Genomic DNA, 17,143 nt, shown 5'->3' on the forward strand with positions numbered 1-17,143 from the left:
CCACCAAGCGCGGCCGCCGCTAGGGGTTGAGACGCAGCCGCCTGCGTCCCGTCGTTAGCTTCGCTGTCCTTCGGTTGCTGACATAGGCTGTCCTTCCGAGCAGCGCGAGGAATCTGAGTTTGCTGGTGGACGGATGAACCCAGATTCCTCCTGCGTCGGAATGACAGGTGGGCTGGCTGGTCGTTCGGAGCGAAGCCGAGCCGCCACCCATTCCGTCCCGACGCGGCCCGGGTAGCCCCGGGCTAGCTCTTGGCCTCGGGCTGCTTCTGGCTTTGCCAGAGCACTACCTGCCAGCCTTTCTTGGGGTCTTTTATCTGCACCACCACGTACTTGAGGTGGGCCAAGTTGGGGGTGCCGTCGGGTTTGGGGGGTAGGGTGATGGTGATGGTGCCGTTGACCACGGCGGTCCTGCCGTCGTGGTAGGCGCGCACGTTCAGGGCCTCCACGTCAATCTTGTCGTACTGGCTTTTGCCGTCGCGGATGCTCTGCAGGTATTCCTGTTTGTTGTTCTGCTTGCCGTTAGAGTGAGTATAAACCAGGTCATCGGAGAATACCCGCTCTAGCACGGCGTAGTCCTTTTTCACCTGGGCCTCGAAGCGCTGGCGCTCCAGGGCCTCTACCGCCGTGGCCGCCGCCTGGTCTTTCTTGGACTGGGCAAAGGCGAGGGCGGGCAAAGCCAGCCAGAGCAGGGTCAGCAGCAGATGCAGTTGTTTCATAGCGCAGAAAATCGGGGGTTTATTGAGCGGCCGGGGCAGTTTCATCCAGGTTGATTTGCTTCATGGTGGGCGCTAAGAAGTGCATCAGCACCCAGGCCAGCAGGTAGGCCCCGCCGCAAATCAGGAACATGATGAAGTAGGCCTTGTCGAGCTGGCCGATACCCTCGTAGTAGACAAACATGCGCTTCTGCACCAGGGCCGAGAGCAGAATGCCGCCCAGCCCGCCGGCCATGCCGCCAATGCCGGTCACGGAGGCCACGGCCCGCTTCGGAAACATGTCCGATACAGTGGTGAAGATGTTGGCGCTCCAGGCTTGGTGGGCCGCGGCGGCAATGCCAATTACTAGCACGGCCAGCCACATGTTAATCTGCCCGAGCTGCTGGGCAAATACAATCGGGAACACGCAGAGGGCAATCAGCAGCATGCTGGTTTTGCGGGCCCGGAAAGGCGCCCAGCCCTTGCGGATGAAGTTCAAGGGAATCCAGCCGCCGCCCACGCTGCCGATGCTCGAGAGCATGTACACCATGGCCACGGGCAGGGCCACGTCGGTGCCCTTCAGGCCGTACTGCTTGTTGAGGAAGTCGGGCAGCCAGAACAGGTAAAACCACCACACGGGGTCGGTCAGGAACTTGCCCAGCACGAAGCCCCAGGTCTGGCGAAACGTGAGCAGCTTAAACCAGGATACCTTGGGCTGGGTCTCGATGGAAGCCGCCGCCAGGTCGTCCACGTCGCTGTGAATGTAGTCGAACTCGGCCTGGGTGAGCTTGGCGTGGCGGGCGGGCACTTCGTAGAGCCAGAACCACAAAGCCAGCCAGATAAAGCCCATGGCCCCGGTGATGATAAAGGCCCACTTCCAGCCGATGGTTTCGGCAATCAAGGGCACCGTCAGCGGGGCGATGATGGCGCCCACGTTGGAGCCCGAGTTGAAGATGCCCGTCGCCAGGGCCCGCTCCTTCTGCGGAAACCACTCGGCGGTGGTTTTGATGGCGGCGGGGAAGTTACCGGCCTCCGTGACGCCCAGGAAAGCCCGGGCCACGCTAAAGCCAAACGTGCTGCTGACAAAGGCGTGCCCGATGGCCGCCAGGCTCCACAGAAACGTGGAAAGGGCGTAGCCGATTTTCGTGCCCAGCTTATCAATCACACGCCCTACCCCCAGCATCCCGAAGGAGTACGCCAGCTTAAAGGCAATTTCGATGTTGGCGTAGTCGCCGGCGTTCCAGTGAAACTCGGTTTCGAGGTAGGGCTTCAGCAGGGAAATAACGGCCCGGTCGAGGTAGTTGACCGTAGTGGCGAAAAACACCAGGGCGCAGATGGTCCAGCGGTACTTGCCCATACCGGTAGCGGTAGGAGCAGCCACGGCGGCCGGCGCAGCAGACTGGGTGGGAGTTGGTATCATCGAGTTCGGGGAAATTCGGTGGGAGATACTCGGGAAGGGAGGCAAGGGGCGCCCGAAGGCAAAAGCAAGGCGGGAAACCCTACTTTTTTAGCGTCTCAACGAAGGCCAGCAGCCCGGCAATCTGCCGCTGAAGGCCCTCGGTATCCTCGGCATTCTTGAAGAGCTGGGAGCCCATGCCCACTACGTTCACGCCGGCCGTGAACCATTCGCGCAGGCTTTCTTCGGTGGGCTCTACCCCGCCCGTCACCATCAGGGGCACCGTGGGCATGGGGCCGCGCAGGCTTTTGATGAAACCCGGCCCGAGCACGTTGCCGGGAAAAATCTTGACGAGGGCCGCCCCGAGCTGGGTAGCCTGGTACACCTCGGAAATGGTCATGGTGCCGGGCAGCCAGGGCGTACCGTGCTGGCGGCACACCTCGGCTACTTCCGCCGTGAGGCAGGGCTGCACCACAAAGTCGGCCCCGGCCTGAATGAAGCGCTCGGCATCCGCGGCGGTGTAAATTGTGCCGATGCCCAGCAGCATATCCGGGCAGTTCTCCCGGACGAAGGGCACCAGCTCCTGGAACACGTCAAAGGCGTTGGCCCCGCGGTTGGTAAACTCAAACACACGCAGCCCGCCGGCGTAGCAGGCCTGCAGAATGCGCTTGGTGTAAGCTGCATCGGCGTGGTAAAATACCGGCACCACGGGGTAGCGCAGTACGGTTTCCAGGGCAGCGGCGGAAGAGAAGCGGGACATTTGGTTAAGTTAATGTTTTGTGGTTGTCATGCTGAGCGGAGGCGCAGCCGCAGTCGAAGCATCTCTACCGCTTCGCTATAATGCTATATGATTAGCCAGAGGTAGAGATGCTTCGACTACGCCTCCGGCTGCGCGGACGCCAGATGAAGCATGACGTTCTTTTTCAAGCCGCTACCGGAGCAAGCGGCCCGACGTGTTGCCGGCCACGATGTGCTCCACTTCGGCGGGCGTCACCAGGTTGATGTCGCCGTGAATGGTGTGTTTGAGGGCGGAAGCGGCCGTAGCAAACGTCAGGGCCTCCTGCAGAGTGGGGTACGTAAGCTGCCCGTAGATGAAGCCCGAAATGAAGGAGTCGCCCCCGCCAATGCGGTCTACTACCGGGTTGATATCGAAGAACTCGGTTTCGTGGTACTGGCCGCCGCTGAAGGCAATGCCCTTAATCCGTTCGTGCGATGCGCTTTGCGTTTCGCGGCGGGTGGCAATAACCTGCTGAATCTGGGGGAAGCGCCGGATCAGCTGCTGGCTCATCGACACGAAGCTGTTCTCGGCACCAGCTTCGGGCTTGATGCCGAACAGGTCCTCGGCGTCGCCTTCGGTGCACACCACCAGGTCGCAGCCGGCCACCAGGTCGGGCATCACGTCCTGGGCGCGCTGCCCGTACTGCCACAGGTTGCGGCGGTAGTTCACGTCGGCCGACACGGTGAGGCCCAGCCGCCGGGCGGCGGCAATGGCCTCCTGGGTGGCCTGCGCCGCCGAAGCTGATATGGCGGGCGTAATGCCGGTCCAGTGAAAAAGCTGGGCGTTGCTGAAAATCTCGTCCCAGTTAAACCATTCCGGTTGCAGGTTAGCAAAAGCCGAATCGTACCGGTCGTACACGATGCGGCTGGCCCGCAAGGAAGCGCCTACCTCCAGGAAGTACAGGCCCAGGCGCTGGCCCTGAAATACGCAGTGGCGCATGTCCACGCCGTGGTGCTGGAACTGCTGGGCCGCCGCCCGCCCCACGGCATTATCCGGGAAACAGCCCGCGTGAGCCGCCGGTACGCCCAGGTAAGCCAGAGCCGCCGCCACGTTGGCATCGCCGCCGCCGTAGGTAATTTCCAGCGAGCTGGCCTGCGACAACCGGTAGTTCAACGGCGGCGACAACCGCATCATGATTTCACCAAAGGTGACAACTTGCTTCATGGGAAGGAGCTAGAAGGTAGAATCCAAGGCCGCTACGTAGAGCTAGCTCCCCTCCTCAGACGAGGAGGGGTTGGGGGTGGTTGATGAGGTAGGGAGATGCTAGAGCTAGTTTTTAGAGGGATGTTCAACTGCAAGTCAACCACCCCCGGCCCCTCCTCAGCTGAGGAGGGGAGCTAGTTTTTAGCTCTAGCTGGGCTATACCAGCGCCGTTTCAATCGGCTGGGCTACCACAGCAAAGCCGAAGTACTGCTTGGCGTTGCCATAGCAGATGTTCTGGATGATGCCGCCCAGCAGCTCCATATCCGCGGGCAGCTCGCCGTTTTCTACATCGTTGCCGAAAAGGTTGCAGAGCACGCGGCGGAAGTACTCGTGGCGTGGGTACGACAGGAAGGAGCGCGAGTCGGTGAGCATGCCCACAAAGCGACTCAGCAGGCCCATGTTGCTCAGGGCGTTGATTTGCTTCTCCATCCCGTCCTTCTGATCCAGGAACCACCAGCCGGAGCCGAACTGAACTTTTCCAGCCACGGAGCCATCGTTGAAGTTACCTATCATGGTAGCAATCAGCTCGTTGTCGGCGGGGTTCAGGTTGTAGATGATGGTTTTGGCCAGCTTGTCCTGCCCGTCGAGGCGGTTGAGGAAGCTGGAGAGGGCGCGGCCCTGGGCGAAGTCGCCGATGGAGTCCCAGCCGGTATCGGGGCCCAGCTCGCGCAGCATCCGGGAATTGTTGTTGCGCAAGGCACCCAGGTGGAACTGCTGGGTCCAGCCTTTCTCCCAGTCCATTTCGGCCAGCAGCACCAGCATGGCCGACTTGAATTTCAGGATTTCCTGCTCCCCTAGCGTCTCCCCTCCCCGCACCTTGGCGAAGATGGCGCTGATTTCGGGGTCGGTGTAGTCGGCGGCGTAGATCTGCTCCAGGCCGTGGTCCGACAAGCGGCAGCCCAGGGCGGCGAAGTAATCATGGCGCAGACGCAGGGCGGTTTCCAGGTCGCGGTAGGTCTTAATGTCCACGGCCGCCGATTGACCCAGCTTGTCGAGGTAGGCGTTGTAGCCGGCGGCGTCTTCCGGGGCCATGGCCTTATCGGGGCGGAAGGTGGGTAGCACCTGCACCTCAAAGCCGCTTTCCCGGATGCCGCGGTGGTGTTCCAGGGAGTCAGCCGGGTCGTCGGTGGTGCAGAGGGTTTCCACGTTCATGCGGCGCAGCAGGTTGCGCACCGAGTACTCGGGCGTCTGCAGCTTCTCATTGCACTGGTCGAAGATGCGGCGGGCGCTGTCTTTATTCAGCAGCTCCGTGATGCCGAAGTAGCGCTGCAGCTCCAGGTGGGTCCAGTGGTAAAGGGGGTTGCGCACGGTTTGGGGCACCGTTTCGGCCCATTTCTCGAACTTTTCCCAATCAGAAGCGTCGCCGGTGATGTAGCGCTCCGGAATGCCGTTGGCCCGCATGGCGCGCCACTTGTAATGGTCGCCGTAGAGCCACACCTGGGTAATGGTATCGAACTGCTTGTCCTCCGAAATCTGGTCGGGCAGCAGGTGGTTATGGTAGTCGATGATGGGCATCTGCTTGGCATACTCGTGGTAGAGCGTGCTGGCCGTGGCCGTTTGCAGCAGGAAATCGTCGTTGAGAAATGGCTTCATAGTCAACTCGAATGAAGTGGGCGGTACCCGCAGCGTGGTGGGTGGCGGGATAAGTAAAGGTATTCGGGCGGGAACCAGAACAGGCCGCTTTTGGCGGCATCCGGCAAGTTTTTCTACGCAAACGTTCCCGGTCGGCAAAGAACAAGTTGGGGGTAATTGCCTGGCTCTAGCGACGCGACACTTCGCGTCTCGGCGCTAGCTGAAGTTGTTTGTCTTGTCATTCCGAGCGGAGCGAGGAATCTGGGTTAGTCTCATAGCCGGAACCCAGATTCCTCGCTCCGCTCGGAATGACCGGTAGATCTAGTTGTTCTGACGCCGAGACGCGAAGTGTCGCGTCGCTAGAGCCGTTCTGGTATCAGCACGCGAGATGCTTCGCTGCGCTCTGCATGACGTTCTGGATTATGCAGTTTCCTATTGTTTACAGCGAAACCCCGCGCTTCCACGGAATGAAATCGGTTTGGCCGTGGCGCACGGCGGCTACCTCCTCCCCGCTGGCCACGCGAATCACGTAGTCGAGGATTCGCTCGCCGGCTTGCTCAATGGTTTCCTCCCCGTCGATGACGGTGCCGGTGTTCAGGTCGATGATGTCGGGCATGCGCCGGGTCAGGGCCGTATTGCTGGAAATCTTGACCACCGGGGCAATGGGGTTGCCGGTGGGCGTGCCCAGGCCGGTGGTGAAGAGCACCACCGTGGCGCCCGAGCCGACTTCGGCCGTCGTCGATTCCACGTCGTTGCCGGGGGTGCAGAGCAGGTTCAGGCCGGGTTGGGTCACGGGCTCGGGGTAGTCGAGCACGGCCACCACTGGCGAGGAACCACCCTTGCGGGCCGCCCCGGCCGATTTCATGGCGTCGGTAATCAGCCCGTCGCGGATGTTGCCGGGCGAGGGGTTCATGTCGAAGCCCGAGCCCACGGCCACGGCCGAGTCGGCGTAGGCTTTCATCAGGGAGCTGAACCGCTCAGCCGTGGCGGTGTCCACGGAGCGGTCCACCAGCTCCTGCTCTACCCCGCACAGCTCCGGAAACTCGGCCAGAATAACCGAGCCGCCCAGGGCCACCAGCAGGTCCGAGACGTGGCCCACGGCCGGGTTGGCCGAGATGCCCGAGAAACCGTCGGAGCCGCCGCACTCCAGCCCAATGCACAGCTTGCTGAGCGGGGCTGGCTGGCGCGTGATTTGGTTGGCCAGCATCAGACCGGCAAACGTCTGGCGCAGGGCGGTGCTCACCAGGGCTTCCTCAGTCCCGATTTTCTGCTGCTCCAGGATGTAGAGCGGCTTCTGGAGCCCGTGGGGGCTACGCTTGTTGATTTCGTCCTGGAGCATGCTCACCTGGGCGTTCTGGCAGCCCAGGCTCAGCACGGTAGCACCGGCTACGTTGGGGTGGGTGATGTAGCCGGCCAGCAGACCGCACAGGGTTTGCGCGTCTTGGCGGATACCGCCGCAGCCGCCCTCGTGGGTCAGGAACCGGATGCCGTCCACGTTGGGAAACAGCCGGGGCTTCTGGTGGCCGTTCTCGGCCGAGTGCAGGTCGGTGGCCAGAATTTCCTCCACCGATTTACCGGCTTGCATCAGCGAAATCAGCTCCTGGGTCTGGGGTTGGTAGCTTTTGCGGCGGGCGTAGCCAAGGTCATTTACTAAGGCTTCTTCCAGCACCTGAATGTTGCGGTTTTCGCAGAATACCAGCGGAATCACCAGCCAGTAGTTGGCCGTGCCCACTTGGCCGTCGGGACGGTGGAAGCCCATAAAGGTGCGCTCCTGCCACTGGGTTACGTCGGGGGCCTGCCACTGCTGGCGGCGCTGGTGGTGCTCGTCGTAGCTGTCGGTGGCGTGGCGGATGTTGCTGGTGGTCAGCAGCCCCCCTACCCCGATGGCTTCGCGGGCCGTGCCCACCAGCACCCCGTACATGTGCACCGGGTCGCCGGGAGCCAGGAACTGCAGGGCCAGCTTGTGCTTGGCCGGAATCGTATCGGTGGTTGTGACGGTGGTGCCCTCCCAGGTCACGGGCGTGCCGATGGGCAGGTCCTGTAGGGCCACCAGCACGTTATCGTCGGGGTGAATTTTGGCTACCAAGTGTTTCATGATCTTAAGCTATTGGCTATTAGCTATTGGCTGATAGCTACGGTCTGGTTGAAGGCGAAAACTAATGGCTAACAGCCATCAGCTAACAGCCAGTTCTCGGTTCAGGGCGTGGGCGACGGTAGCGCGGGCGCCGTGTTCCAGCAACTTTTCGAGGTAGCGCGTGACGCACTCCGTAAAACCGGGCAGGGCCGAGAGGTCGTGGCCCCAGAGGGCCTGGTTGTGCAGCACGGTGCGGACGAGCTCGGCCGGCTCCAGGCGGGCCCAGAGGTCCAAGAAGTAGCCGGCTTTTTCGTCCTGAATTTCATACGACTCGCCATTCAGCTCGCCGTAGCACTTGCCTCCCTCCTGCCGGGTTGCCCGCATAAAGAGCAGGTAGGCGGCGAAGCCCAGGGCCATGTAGTGGGGCACGGCGCGCAGTTTCTGGTAGTAGTGCAGCAGGGTGGGCACGTTGCGCATCTGCATTTTGGCCGTGTAGTTCATCGAAATCGACAGCCACTTGTGCTCAATGGAGGGGTTGCGAAACCGGTCCAACACCTGCATGCCGAAGCGCTGACCCATCTTCTCATCCACTTGATAAGGAATACCAGGCAGCAGATCGGCCAGCATCAGGTTGTGGATGAAGCCGGCCAGGTTGGCGTCGTCCATGGCCTCGCGCACCGTCGGGAAGCCCGCCAGGAAAGCCAGGCCGCAGCTCAGGGTGTGGGTGCCGTTGAGCAGGCGCAGCTTCAGCTCCCGGAACAGGTTGATGTCGGGCTGCACGATGACGCCGGCGTCGGTCTGCTCGAAGCTGAGCACTTCCTTTACCCGCGCGTCGCCTTCGATGGCCCAGAGCGTATATACTTCCGACATGGTCAGCAGCTCGTCCTCGTAGCCTAACTCGGCTTCCAGCGCCGCTTGCGTGGCCTGGTCGGGGTGGCCCGGCACAATGCGGTCCACGAGGGAGTTGCACACCTGGTTGGCGGTTTCCAGCCAGTCGATGAACTCCGCGTCAAGGTTGTTGCGGTGGGCCTGCTCCAGCAGAATGGCTTCGAGCTTGGTGCCGTTGTCGGGAATCAGCTCGGTGGGCACAATCACGAGGCCCTTGTCTTTGGCGCCGTTGAAGGCCTGGTAGCGGGCCAGCAGAAACGCCAGCAGCTTGCCGGGAAACGACTGCGGCGGGCTCTGCCTGATGTCGTCCGAAACCAGCTGAATGCCCACCTCCGTAGTATTCGAAATAACTACTGTCAACTCCGGGTTGGCGGCGCAGGCCACAATGTCGGCCCACTGGCTTTTAGCCGACAGCACCCGGCTGATAGCCGAACACACCACGTTTTCCGACACCTCGCGGCCGTCTTCAATGCCGCGGATGCCCAGCGTGTAGAGGCCATCCTGACGGGTGAAGGCGTCGATGTCGCCGCCGTCGGTGCTTTTCACGACCACAATGCGGCCGTTGAAGATGCCCTGGCGGTTGGCTTTGTCGATGAGGTAGTCGGGCAGGCCGCGTAGCAGCACGCCGGTACCAAATTGGAGGACTTTTTCGGGGAGTTCCAGCAGGGCGGACGAGGGCAGCACCCCAGAAGCCGCGGGTGCCTGCGAAACCAGTTGTTTGGATAGTTGCGGCATGGTAAAACCGTTTTATTGTTTGCTCCCCGGGGTGGACGGGGCGGTGCTATTCCATTTTTGCTGCCAGCGGGGGTAGTCGCGGCTGAGCAGCTTGGCGGGCCACACGCCGGCGTAGGCATAGCCGGTGCGGCGCTCGTACTCGATGTCGGAGAGCTTCGGCCGGGGCTTGGAGTCGCGGCCGACGTAGATGGGCTGGTTGGTTTGCAGGTCGTAGAAGCGGGCCCAGATGGTGGAGCCAGCTTCGGGCAGAATCACCCGATCAAAGCCCTTGGGCTGTTTGGGGTCGGGCTGGTCCTTGACGGTGTAGCCCGTGATTTTCACGGCATCAAGCCAGGCCACGGCCGCTTCCACGCTTTTCTTGATGGCGGGGGTAGGGTTTTCGGTGTCCATCAGAAACTGCACGATGGACACGGTTTCCATGCCACTCAGGGAGGGCAGCTCAAAGGCGCGGGCTTTTACGGGTTGAAAGGTTTTCTCATCATGCTGGGCGCACCAGGCCGTGAGCTTGCCGCGCTGCACGTACTGGGTTTTCAGGATGCAGTCAAGGCCGCGGGTCACAGCCTGGGTGGCCGGTTCAACCATACTGGCATCCACTACCTCCAGGCCGTTGGTGCGGCGGCTCACGTCGCGGAGCACCTGCAAGGCCCGCACCATGGCGTTGTCGTTGTAGGTGATGTAGTGGCGGTAGCTGCTGGAATCGGGGTAGTACTGCGGGAAGCCGCCGGTGCGCTGCTGCATCCGGAGCAGGTAGCGAATACCCTTCTCGGCGGCGGCTTTGTACGTTGCGTTGCCGGTGGCTTTGAAGGCTTTAGCGAGGTAGCGAATCTCGCGGGTGGTAGCCTCGTTGTCGATGGTGGCGTCGTTGCGGCCAGCGTCGTCGCGGGTGGCAGCTTCCTCGGCCACCGTCATCGGGTGGTCGTATTTCACCTTGATGTTGTTCACCATCTTGGGCCACCCACCCACCGTGCGCTGATAAATCAGCATCCGTTCCGCCACCGAATCAACCTTAACGGCGGCAACGGGGGTAGCACCGCCCACCGAAGCCGTGGCTGTGGCATCTGCCGACTTGGGCACCGTCGAATATTTATCCGGCCCGCCAAGGTTGGAGGGCTTTAGCGGCACCGTGGCTGGCCGGCCCGACTTCGGGTACCAGCGGCCGTCAAAAGTCCAGTCGGCGTTGATCTGGCGAGGCTTGGGGGCGTTTTTGGCGGAGCCCAAATTGTTGCTAAACCAGGCGTAGTCGCCCCCTCTGCGGTGGCAGCCCTGGTAGTACACGCGGCGGCCCCACTGCTTGGCCCCGGGCCCCGACTGGGCCCAGTAGATGTCGGCATCGGCCATGTTCTCGCCGAAGGTGCAGTTCACCAGGTAGAACTGGGCTTCGCGGTGGAAGCGGCCCAGCTTAAAGCCGGCGTCGCCCTCGAAAACGCAGTTTTTGAGCACCGTTTTCGAGTCTTCGTCGCTGGAGCCGTCGTGCCAGATGGCGGCCGAGGTGTTGTGGCAAATGAAGCGGCAGTTTTCGGCGTAGGCCCAGCCCCGGGGGCAGTAGAAATCTACCCCGCCTTCCAGGGTGCAGTCCTTGAAATAGTACAGGCCCGCATCCACGTCCCAGGGGCTGACGGTGTCGCCGCCCAGGGCACGGAAGGTGCAGTGCTTCACCACGAGGCGCGTGGTGCCGGGCATGGTGCGCAGAGCCATTTGGTGGCCGGTTTTGCTGATGGTTTTCTTGCCGCTGGGCTCCGTGAGGCAGTCAATTACTACCTCGCCCGGGGCATCAAACCCGTAGCTGTTGATGACCGTGAGGTTTTCCAAGGTGATGTCGGGGGAGTTGCGCAGGTTCAGTGTCGCCACACCCCAGTCGTCCTGGCCGGCTACCGGGTCGCAGCGCCAGGCGTCGCGGGCCTGAGTTGCAGTCAGGACGACGCCCTTTTCGCTCTGGCCCTTGAGGATGATGTTCTGCTTGCCGTCGAGCAAGACTTTTTCGCGGTAGGTGCCATTCTTAATGTACACCGTGCGCGGCTTGGTCGCCTCGTTGGGCAGGCTGTTAAGGGCGGCTTGGATGGTCCGGAACTGGCCCGAACCATCCGCCGACACCGTTACCTGCTGGGCCTGGGCCGATAAGATTCCCATTTCCCCAACCCCCGCCAGCAGGAACAGTATGGTCAGTAGTCGTTTCATAAGCAAAGCGTCAGCCGCCGCGTTTACACAAAGTCTTCCCGCATGGGGCTGAACGAATCGAGCAGCACGCCCGCTTCCAGGCACTCCACGCCGTGCCACACGTCGGGGGCGGCGTAGAAGGTGTCGCCGGCTTGCAGCACCTGCTCCTGCTCCCCTACTGTGCACCGGAACACGCCGCTTTCCACGTAGGTAATCTGGGAGTGCACGTGGTGGTGGCGCGCCCCGACTCCGCCGGTTTCAAAGGCTACTTTCACCAGCATCAGCTCCGGCCCGTAGGCCAGAATCTGGCGCTGCATACCTTGGCCTACCGTAAGCCAGGGCAGGGTTTCAGTGGCCGGAAAAGCAGTTTGGGCGGAAGTAGTCATGAGGGAAGCAAGTGGAGTAGCGAAGTAGGAAGCGAGGTGTGCAAAGTGCCAGTCATGCAACTGGGCACCGTCATGCTTTCACCTACTAGTAGCCGAAGTTTTGAACCAGCGCGGGGTCAGAGGCCAGGGTGCTCTGCGGAATCGGGAGCAGCTCCTTGCCTTGGCCGGGCACGTACTCGGCCGCTAAACCAGCACCGGTGCTGGAGGCCGTGGTAGTACCCAGGGTGTAGGAAGTACCGGCGGGCCGCAGATTAGCTAGGTAAGCGGCATCAATGGCCTGGCGCCAGTTCACGCGCACGGTGCCAGTGGGGGCCGTGGTGTTGGCGGGCGAAGGGCGGTAGAACGAGCGGGTCCATTGCACGGGGCCGGCGGCCGGCGTGCGGAAGTACATGTACTGGGGCACGTTCTGGTACGGAGCTTGGGCTTTGGCCAGCTTCTCGATGTCGGCCTTCACTTCATTCATACGGGTAGCAAACAGATTCCAGCGAATCAAATCGTACTTGCGGATGCCTTCGCCCCCGAACTCGAGGTAACGCTCATTGACAATGGCGTTGAACAAGGCTTCCTTGGAGCCCAGGTTCAGGCCCGCCATGGCCCTGGCGGCTGTACCGAAGGCGCGGGTGCGCACTTGCAGCAGGGCGTCTTTGGCGGCCTGGGTGGGGCCGTTCAGCTCGTTTTCGGCCTCGGCAAACATCAATACCACGTCCGAGAAGCGAATCAGGGGCCAGTTGTAGCCCAGGTAGTTAGAGGAGCCCGTCACGAGCGGCACGTGCCAGTCGCGGCGGAACTTGCCGTCGGCCACTACGTTCAGGGCCACGCCCGAGAAGAAGGTGCTGTTGCTGGCCATGCCGTAGGGGGCAATGGTTACCGGCAAGCGGGTATCCGTCGAGTCGAAGGCGTAGAAGTAAGTCGGCGCAATAACCATAGCACCCTGGCTAGTGCCTTGAGCACTGGAGGCGTTCTGCAGGCGGGGGCCATTGTAGTAACCCAACTTACTGTCAGACACGGCGTTAGAACCACCCGCCCCTACCTGGAACATGATTTCGTTAGCGGCCTCGGCGCGCTGCTCGTTGATGCTCTTGAACACCTCCAGGAAGCTCGGGTTCAGGCGATGCTCCGTGGGCTTAGCCATCAGCTCGGCGCATTCCTGGCGGGCAATGCGGTAGTAGTCGAGGTAGTCGGTGGGGCGCACCATCTGGTTGCCTTTCGGCGCGTAGCCCCCGCGGTACAGGGCCAGGCGGGCGCGCAGGGCCTTCACGGCGCCCTTGGTAATGCGCTCGTTGGCCGTGCCGGCGGCCGAGCGCCAGGGCACCAGCTTCTGGGCCTGGGCCAGGTCGGCAATCAGGCGGGTGAGGGTTTCGTTGCGGTCGGCGTTGGGCAGGTTGAAGTTCTGGCCCGATACCGAGGGCGTGAACTGCGCCGGCACGTCGCCCCAGTTGCGGATCAGCTCAAAGTAATACTGCGCGCGCAGGGTCAGGGCCTCGCCGTGCAGGCGGTGCAGGGCGGCCGTATCGGCGGCCGGGCCGCTGGTGTACAGCGTCATCTGCGGAATCTGCTGAATGCAGATGTTGGCGCGCTCCACGCCCTGGTAGAGCTGGTTCCAGGGGTTGGTGATTTCGGTGTTGGTAGCCAGGGCTCGGTAGCGGGCAATGCTACGGCGCTGCCCGTCGGGGGCCCCCGGCGAGCCAATCATCTCGTCGGTATCGACGGAGTAGTACAGGCTGATGCGCTGCCCGTAGCCATTGTCGCCCGAGAGCGGGTCGTAGGCCCCAATCACGGCCGTGGTTGCGCCCGCCACCGTGCTGAACACGTAGGAGGTGGTGTTGAGCGCCACGGGCTCTACGTCCAGAAAATCTTTGCAGGAGGATACCAGCCCGGCGGTTCCGGCCAGCGCCACGGCAGCCACGGCGGTCCGGAAGGGGAAGATGGATTTCATATGCAAAATGAGGGAAAGCAGTGGGTGGGAAGATTACAGGGCCAAGTTCACGCCGAACAGGAAGGCGCGGCTGCGCGGATACGCGGCGTAGTCAACGCCGGGCGTGAGCGGCGAGGAGCGGCGGGTGTTCACCTCGGGGTCGTAGCCGGTGTACTTGGTGAAGGTGTACACGTTGTTCAGGGTCACGTAGAAGCGGGCCTGGGTCAGCTTCACGCGCTGAATCAGGGGTTTGGGCAGGGAGTAACCTACCGTAATGTTGTTCACGCGCAGGAAGGAGCCGCTTTCTACTGCCCAGGAGTGCAGGAAGTAGCGCTGGGTCGGCGTCCAGATGGTGGCATTCCGGTTTACCTCGCGCAGGGTAGTGAGGTCGGTAATCCGGCTGCCCTCGGCGTTGATGGTGCGGTAGCGGTCCTCCATGATACCCAGCACGTTGCTGTACACCGTGTTGGGCGTGTTCGAGGTGAACTCAATCTTGTTGGCATTGTACACATCGTTGCCCAGCACGAAGTTCAGGAAGATGCTGGCATCGAAGTTCTTATAAGTAAACTGCTGGTTTAGGCCACCCGTTACCTTGGGGTTGGCGTTGCCGATAACGGTCTGGTCCAGGTCGTTGATGACCCCATCGTTGTTCAGGTCCTTCAGCTTGATGACGCCGGGCTGCGCGACCTGCCCTACCGCCGTGCCCGAGGGCAACAGGCCCTGCTTGGGTACCCAGAGGTTGGTAGCCGTATTGAAGCTCACGAAGTCGTCGGCGGTGTAGAAACCGTCGGTCACGTAGCCGTACATCTCGCCCACCGGGCGCCCTACCTGGGCCTTGAAGTCGGCGGCGGAGGCAAAGTTGGAGCCCGCCCAGCCCGAGTTGATGGGGGTAATTTCGCGCAGGTCGCCGCCCAGGCTTTCAATGCGGCCCCGGTTCAGGGAGGCGTTGGCCGTGGCCGTCCAGGTGAAGTTGGGCTTGTTGAAGATGGCACCCGTCAGCTGCAGCTCAATGCCCTTGTTCGAGGTTTTGCCTACGTTCTGGAGCTGGCTGGTGTAACCCAGGAAGGGCGGAATGGGCACGTTAATAAGCAGGTCGGTGGTCGTGTTGTAGTACACGTCGCCGGTGAACTGCACCCGGTTATCCCACAAGGCTAGGTCAACGCCCAGGTCGCGGGAAGTGGTTACCTCCCACTTTAGCTTATCGTTGGAAAGCGTGGTAGCCGTGGCGCCCAGCACCTGGGCGTGGTTGAGGAAGTACGGAGCACTGCCGGCCGAAAACAGCTGGTCATAGAGGAAGTCGCCGATGCGGTTGTTGCCGGCCTGCCCGTAGCTCAGGCGCAGCTTCAGGTCCGATACGGCCGGTACTCCGGTAAAGAAATCTTCCTTGGAAATCCGCCACGCGGCCGAAGCACCGGGGAAGAAGCCCCAGCGGTTGCCTTCCCGGAATTTAGAGGAGCCGTCGGCCCGGAACGTGCCCGTAAACAGGTACTTATCGTCGAAGGAGTAGGTGAGGCGACCAAAGCCCGAGAGCAGGCGAAAGTTCTGCGGAATATCGGTGCGGGGCAGCACGGGCTGGGCCGTGACGCCGGTGGGCAGCACGCCCTGGTTGATGTTGGCCCAGGCCCGCTCGGCGGTAATGTCCAGGGGCAGGTAGTTGGTTTGGATGTACTGCAGCTTGTTGCGCTGCTGGTACACTTCTTCACCCACCAGTAAGCCCACCGCGTGCTTGCCGTTGGTGAAGCTGTAATCCAGCACGTTCGAGTTGTTGATCGTCGACTGGTTGGTGGTGGTAATGGTAGCGAAGGGCAACTCGTTGTAGCCCCCGGCCGGCTGGCGCAGGGTAGGCGAGTTGCGCCCGTTGAACGTGCTCAGGTCGGCATTGGTAATGTCAAAACCCGCCGTGGTCCGGAACACCAGCCCTTTGGCCAGGGTCAGGTCGGCATTGGCGCCCACGTTGAAGGTGCGGCGCTGGTCGTTGCGGAACTCGCTGTCGATGGCCACGATGGGGTTCACCAGCGAAGACGTCGTGAAGAAGTCCGGGTCGAAGGCGTTGGGGTCGAGCAGGACGCCCGTGCTACGGGGCACCGACAGCGGCAGGTACTGAACGGCGTTGCGCAGGCGGGAAGTGGTGTTCGAGCCGGTGGTAGAAGTGCCGGCCCCGTTCACCTCCTGGTCGTTGAAGCGCATGTTCATGCCGATGCGCAGCTTGTCGGTGGGCTTGGTGTCAAAGCGAAAGTTCACCAGGTTGCGCACAAAGCCCGAGCCGCGCTGAATCCCGTCTTCGTCGTTGCGAGTCAGGCTCAGGGCGTAGGTAGTCCCCTTCACCCCACCCGAAACCGAGAGGTTGTGGGTTTGCTGGAAAGCGTCGCGCCCGAAGGCTTCGTCCTGCCAGTCCAGGAAGGGCGAGTTGCGGGCCCGCGTCAGGGTGTCGCTGAGGTAGTTGGAGCTACCAAACAGGCGACGGTAGGTTTCCAGGCTGCCGCTGCCGGTAGCGCCTACCTGCTGGGAGCGTTCAAACTGGTAATCGAGGTAGTCGGCCGGGCCCAGCACGTCCAGCTTTTTGCTGATGCGGCGGAAGCCGGCAAAGCCGTTGTAGCTGATAACGGTTTTGCCTTCGATGCCTTTTTTGGTGGTGATAATTACTACCCCGTTGGCGCCGCGGGCCCCGTAAATAGCCGTAGCGGAAGCGTCCTTCAGCACGTCAACCGACGCAATGTCCTGGGGGGCAATAACGGCCAGGGCATTTTCAATCTGGATGCCGTCCACCACGTAGAGCGGGGAGTTGTCCTGGGTGATGGAGCCGCCGCCCCGCACCCGTACCCGCACATCGAGGTTGCCGGGCGTACCTTCCGAGGAAGTGAGCTGCACGCCCGCCAGTCGACCCGTGAGAGCCTCGGCGGCGGAGTTAACGGGTATATCCTTGATTTGCTGGGCACTAACCGATGATACAGAACCCGTAACGTCGCGGCGCTGCACCGACTGGTAGCCGATTACTACTACGTCATCCAGGGTCTGGCTGTCCTCTTTCAAGGTCACGCTTACCTCGGTGCGGCTGCCCACGGCCACCTCGAAGGGCAGAAAGCCGATGTAGCTGAAGCGCAGGGTGGCGTTAGCCGGCACGTTCAGGCTGAAGCGGCCTTCCCCGTCGGTAGAGGCCCCGGCACTGGTACCCTTCACGACGACCGTTACACCCGGCAGGGCCTCGCCCTTTTCCGACTTAACGACGCCCTGTACGCGCTGCTGCTGCGCCCAGGCCGGTGCCGCCACCGCCAGCAGGAGCGGAGTCAGCAACAGTAGATTTCTTTTCATGACGTAGAGTGGGGGAATTATGTGGGAAGTAGAGCGCGTCA

11 protein-coding genes are annotated in these 17,143 nt (G+C 62.0%); all 11 read right to left on the reverse strand.

Going from position 1 to position 17,143, the window contains the following annotated elements:
• Positions 1–242: 242 nt before the first annotated feature.
• Positions 243–716, reverse strand: a complete 474-nt coding sequence (locus IEW18_RS03225; protein WP_229728573.1) for a nuclear transport factor 2 family protein — start codon at positions 714–716, stop codon at positions 243–245.
• A 19-nt stretch (positions 717–735) separates the two neighbouring features.
• Complete coding sequence (locus IEW18_RS03230) at positions 736–2,112, reverse strand: MFS transporter (protein WP_188556391.1); 1,377 nt, start codon at positions 2,110–2,112, stop codon at positions 736–738.
• 79 nt (positions 2,113–2,191) lie between these two features.
• The gene (locus IEW18_RS03235) at positions 2,192–2,848 is read right to left on the reverse strand and encodes a beta/alpha barrel domain-containing protein (protein ID WP_188556392.1); all 657 of its coding nucleotides are present in this window, start codon (positions 2,846–2,848) and stop codon (positions 2,192–2,194) included.
• Positions 2,849–3,019: 171 nt separating this feature from the next.
• On the reverse strand, positions 3,020–4,030 hold the full coding sequence (locus IEW18_RS03240; RefSeq protein WP_188556393.1) for a sugar kinase: 1,011 nt from the start codon (positions 4,028–4,030) through the stop codon (positions 3,020–3,022).
• Between the two features lie 195 nt (positions 4,031–4,225).
• On the reverse strand, positions 4,226–5,662 hold the full coding sequence (gene uxaC, locus IEW18_RS03245) for a glucuronate isomerase (RefSeq protein WP_188556394.1): 1,437 nt from the start codon (positions 5,660–5,662) through the stop codon (positions 4,226–4,228).
• A gap of 418 nt (positions 5,663–6,080) precedes the next feature.
• A complete protein-coding gene (locus tag IEW18_RS03250) occupies positions 6,081–7,736 on the reverse strand; it encodes a UxaA family hydrolase (RefSeq protein WP_188556395.1) in 1,656 nt (551 codons plus the stop codon).
• A 78-nt stretch (positions 7,737–7,814) separates the two neighbouring features.
• Positions 7,815–9,338: a tagaturonate reductase gene (locus IEW18_RS03255; protein WP_188556396.1), complete on the reverse strand. Its 1,524-nt coding sequence runs from the start codon at positions 9,336–9,338 to the stop codon at positions 7,815–7,817.
• 12 nt (positions 9,339–9,350) lie between these two features.
• Positions 9,351–11,513, reverse strand: a complete 2,163-nt coding sequence (gene pelA / locus IEW18_RS21610) for a pectate lyase (RefSeq protein WP_229728575.1) — start codon at positions 11,511–11,513, stop codon at positions 9,351–9,353.
• Between the two features lie 23 nt (positions 11,514–11,536).
• Positions 11,537–11,878, reverse strand: coding sequence for a cupin domain-containing protein (locus IEW18_RS03270; protein ID WP_188556397.1), 342 nt, complete (start codon positions 11,876–11,878; stop codon positions 11,537–11,539).
• Positions 11,879–11,963: 85 nt separating this feature from the next.
• Entirely contained in the window at positions 11,964–13,814 is a 1,851-nt protein-coding gene (locus tag IEW18_RS03275) for a RagB/SusD family nutrient uptake outer membrane protein (RefSeq protein ID WP_188556398.1), read from the reverse strand.
• A gap of 33 nt (positions 13,815–13,847) precedes the next feature.
• On the reverse strand, positions 13,848–17,102 hold the full coding sequence (locus tag IEW18_RS03280; RefSeq protein ID WP_188556399.1) for a SusC/RagA family TonB-linked outer membrane protein: 3,255 nt from the start codon (positions 17,100–17,102) through the stop codon (positions 13,848–13,850).
• Positions 17,103–17,143 lie beyond the last annotated feature (41 nt).

Source organism: Hymenobacter glacieicola (assembly GCF_014640315.1).
GTDB classification, from domain to species: Bacteria; Bacteroidota; Bacteroidia; order Cytophagales; family Hymenobacteraceae; genus Hymenobacter; species Hymenobacter glacieicola.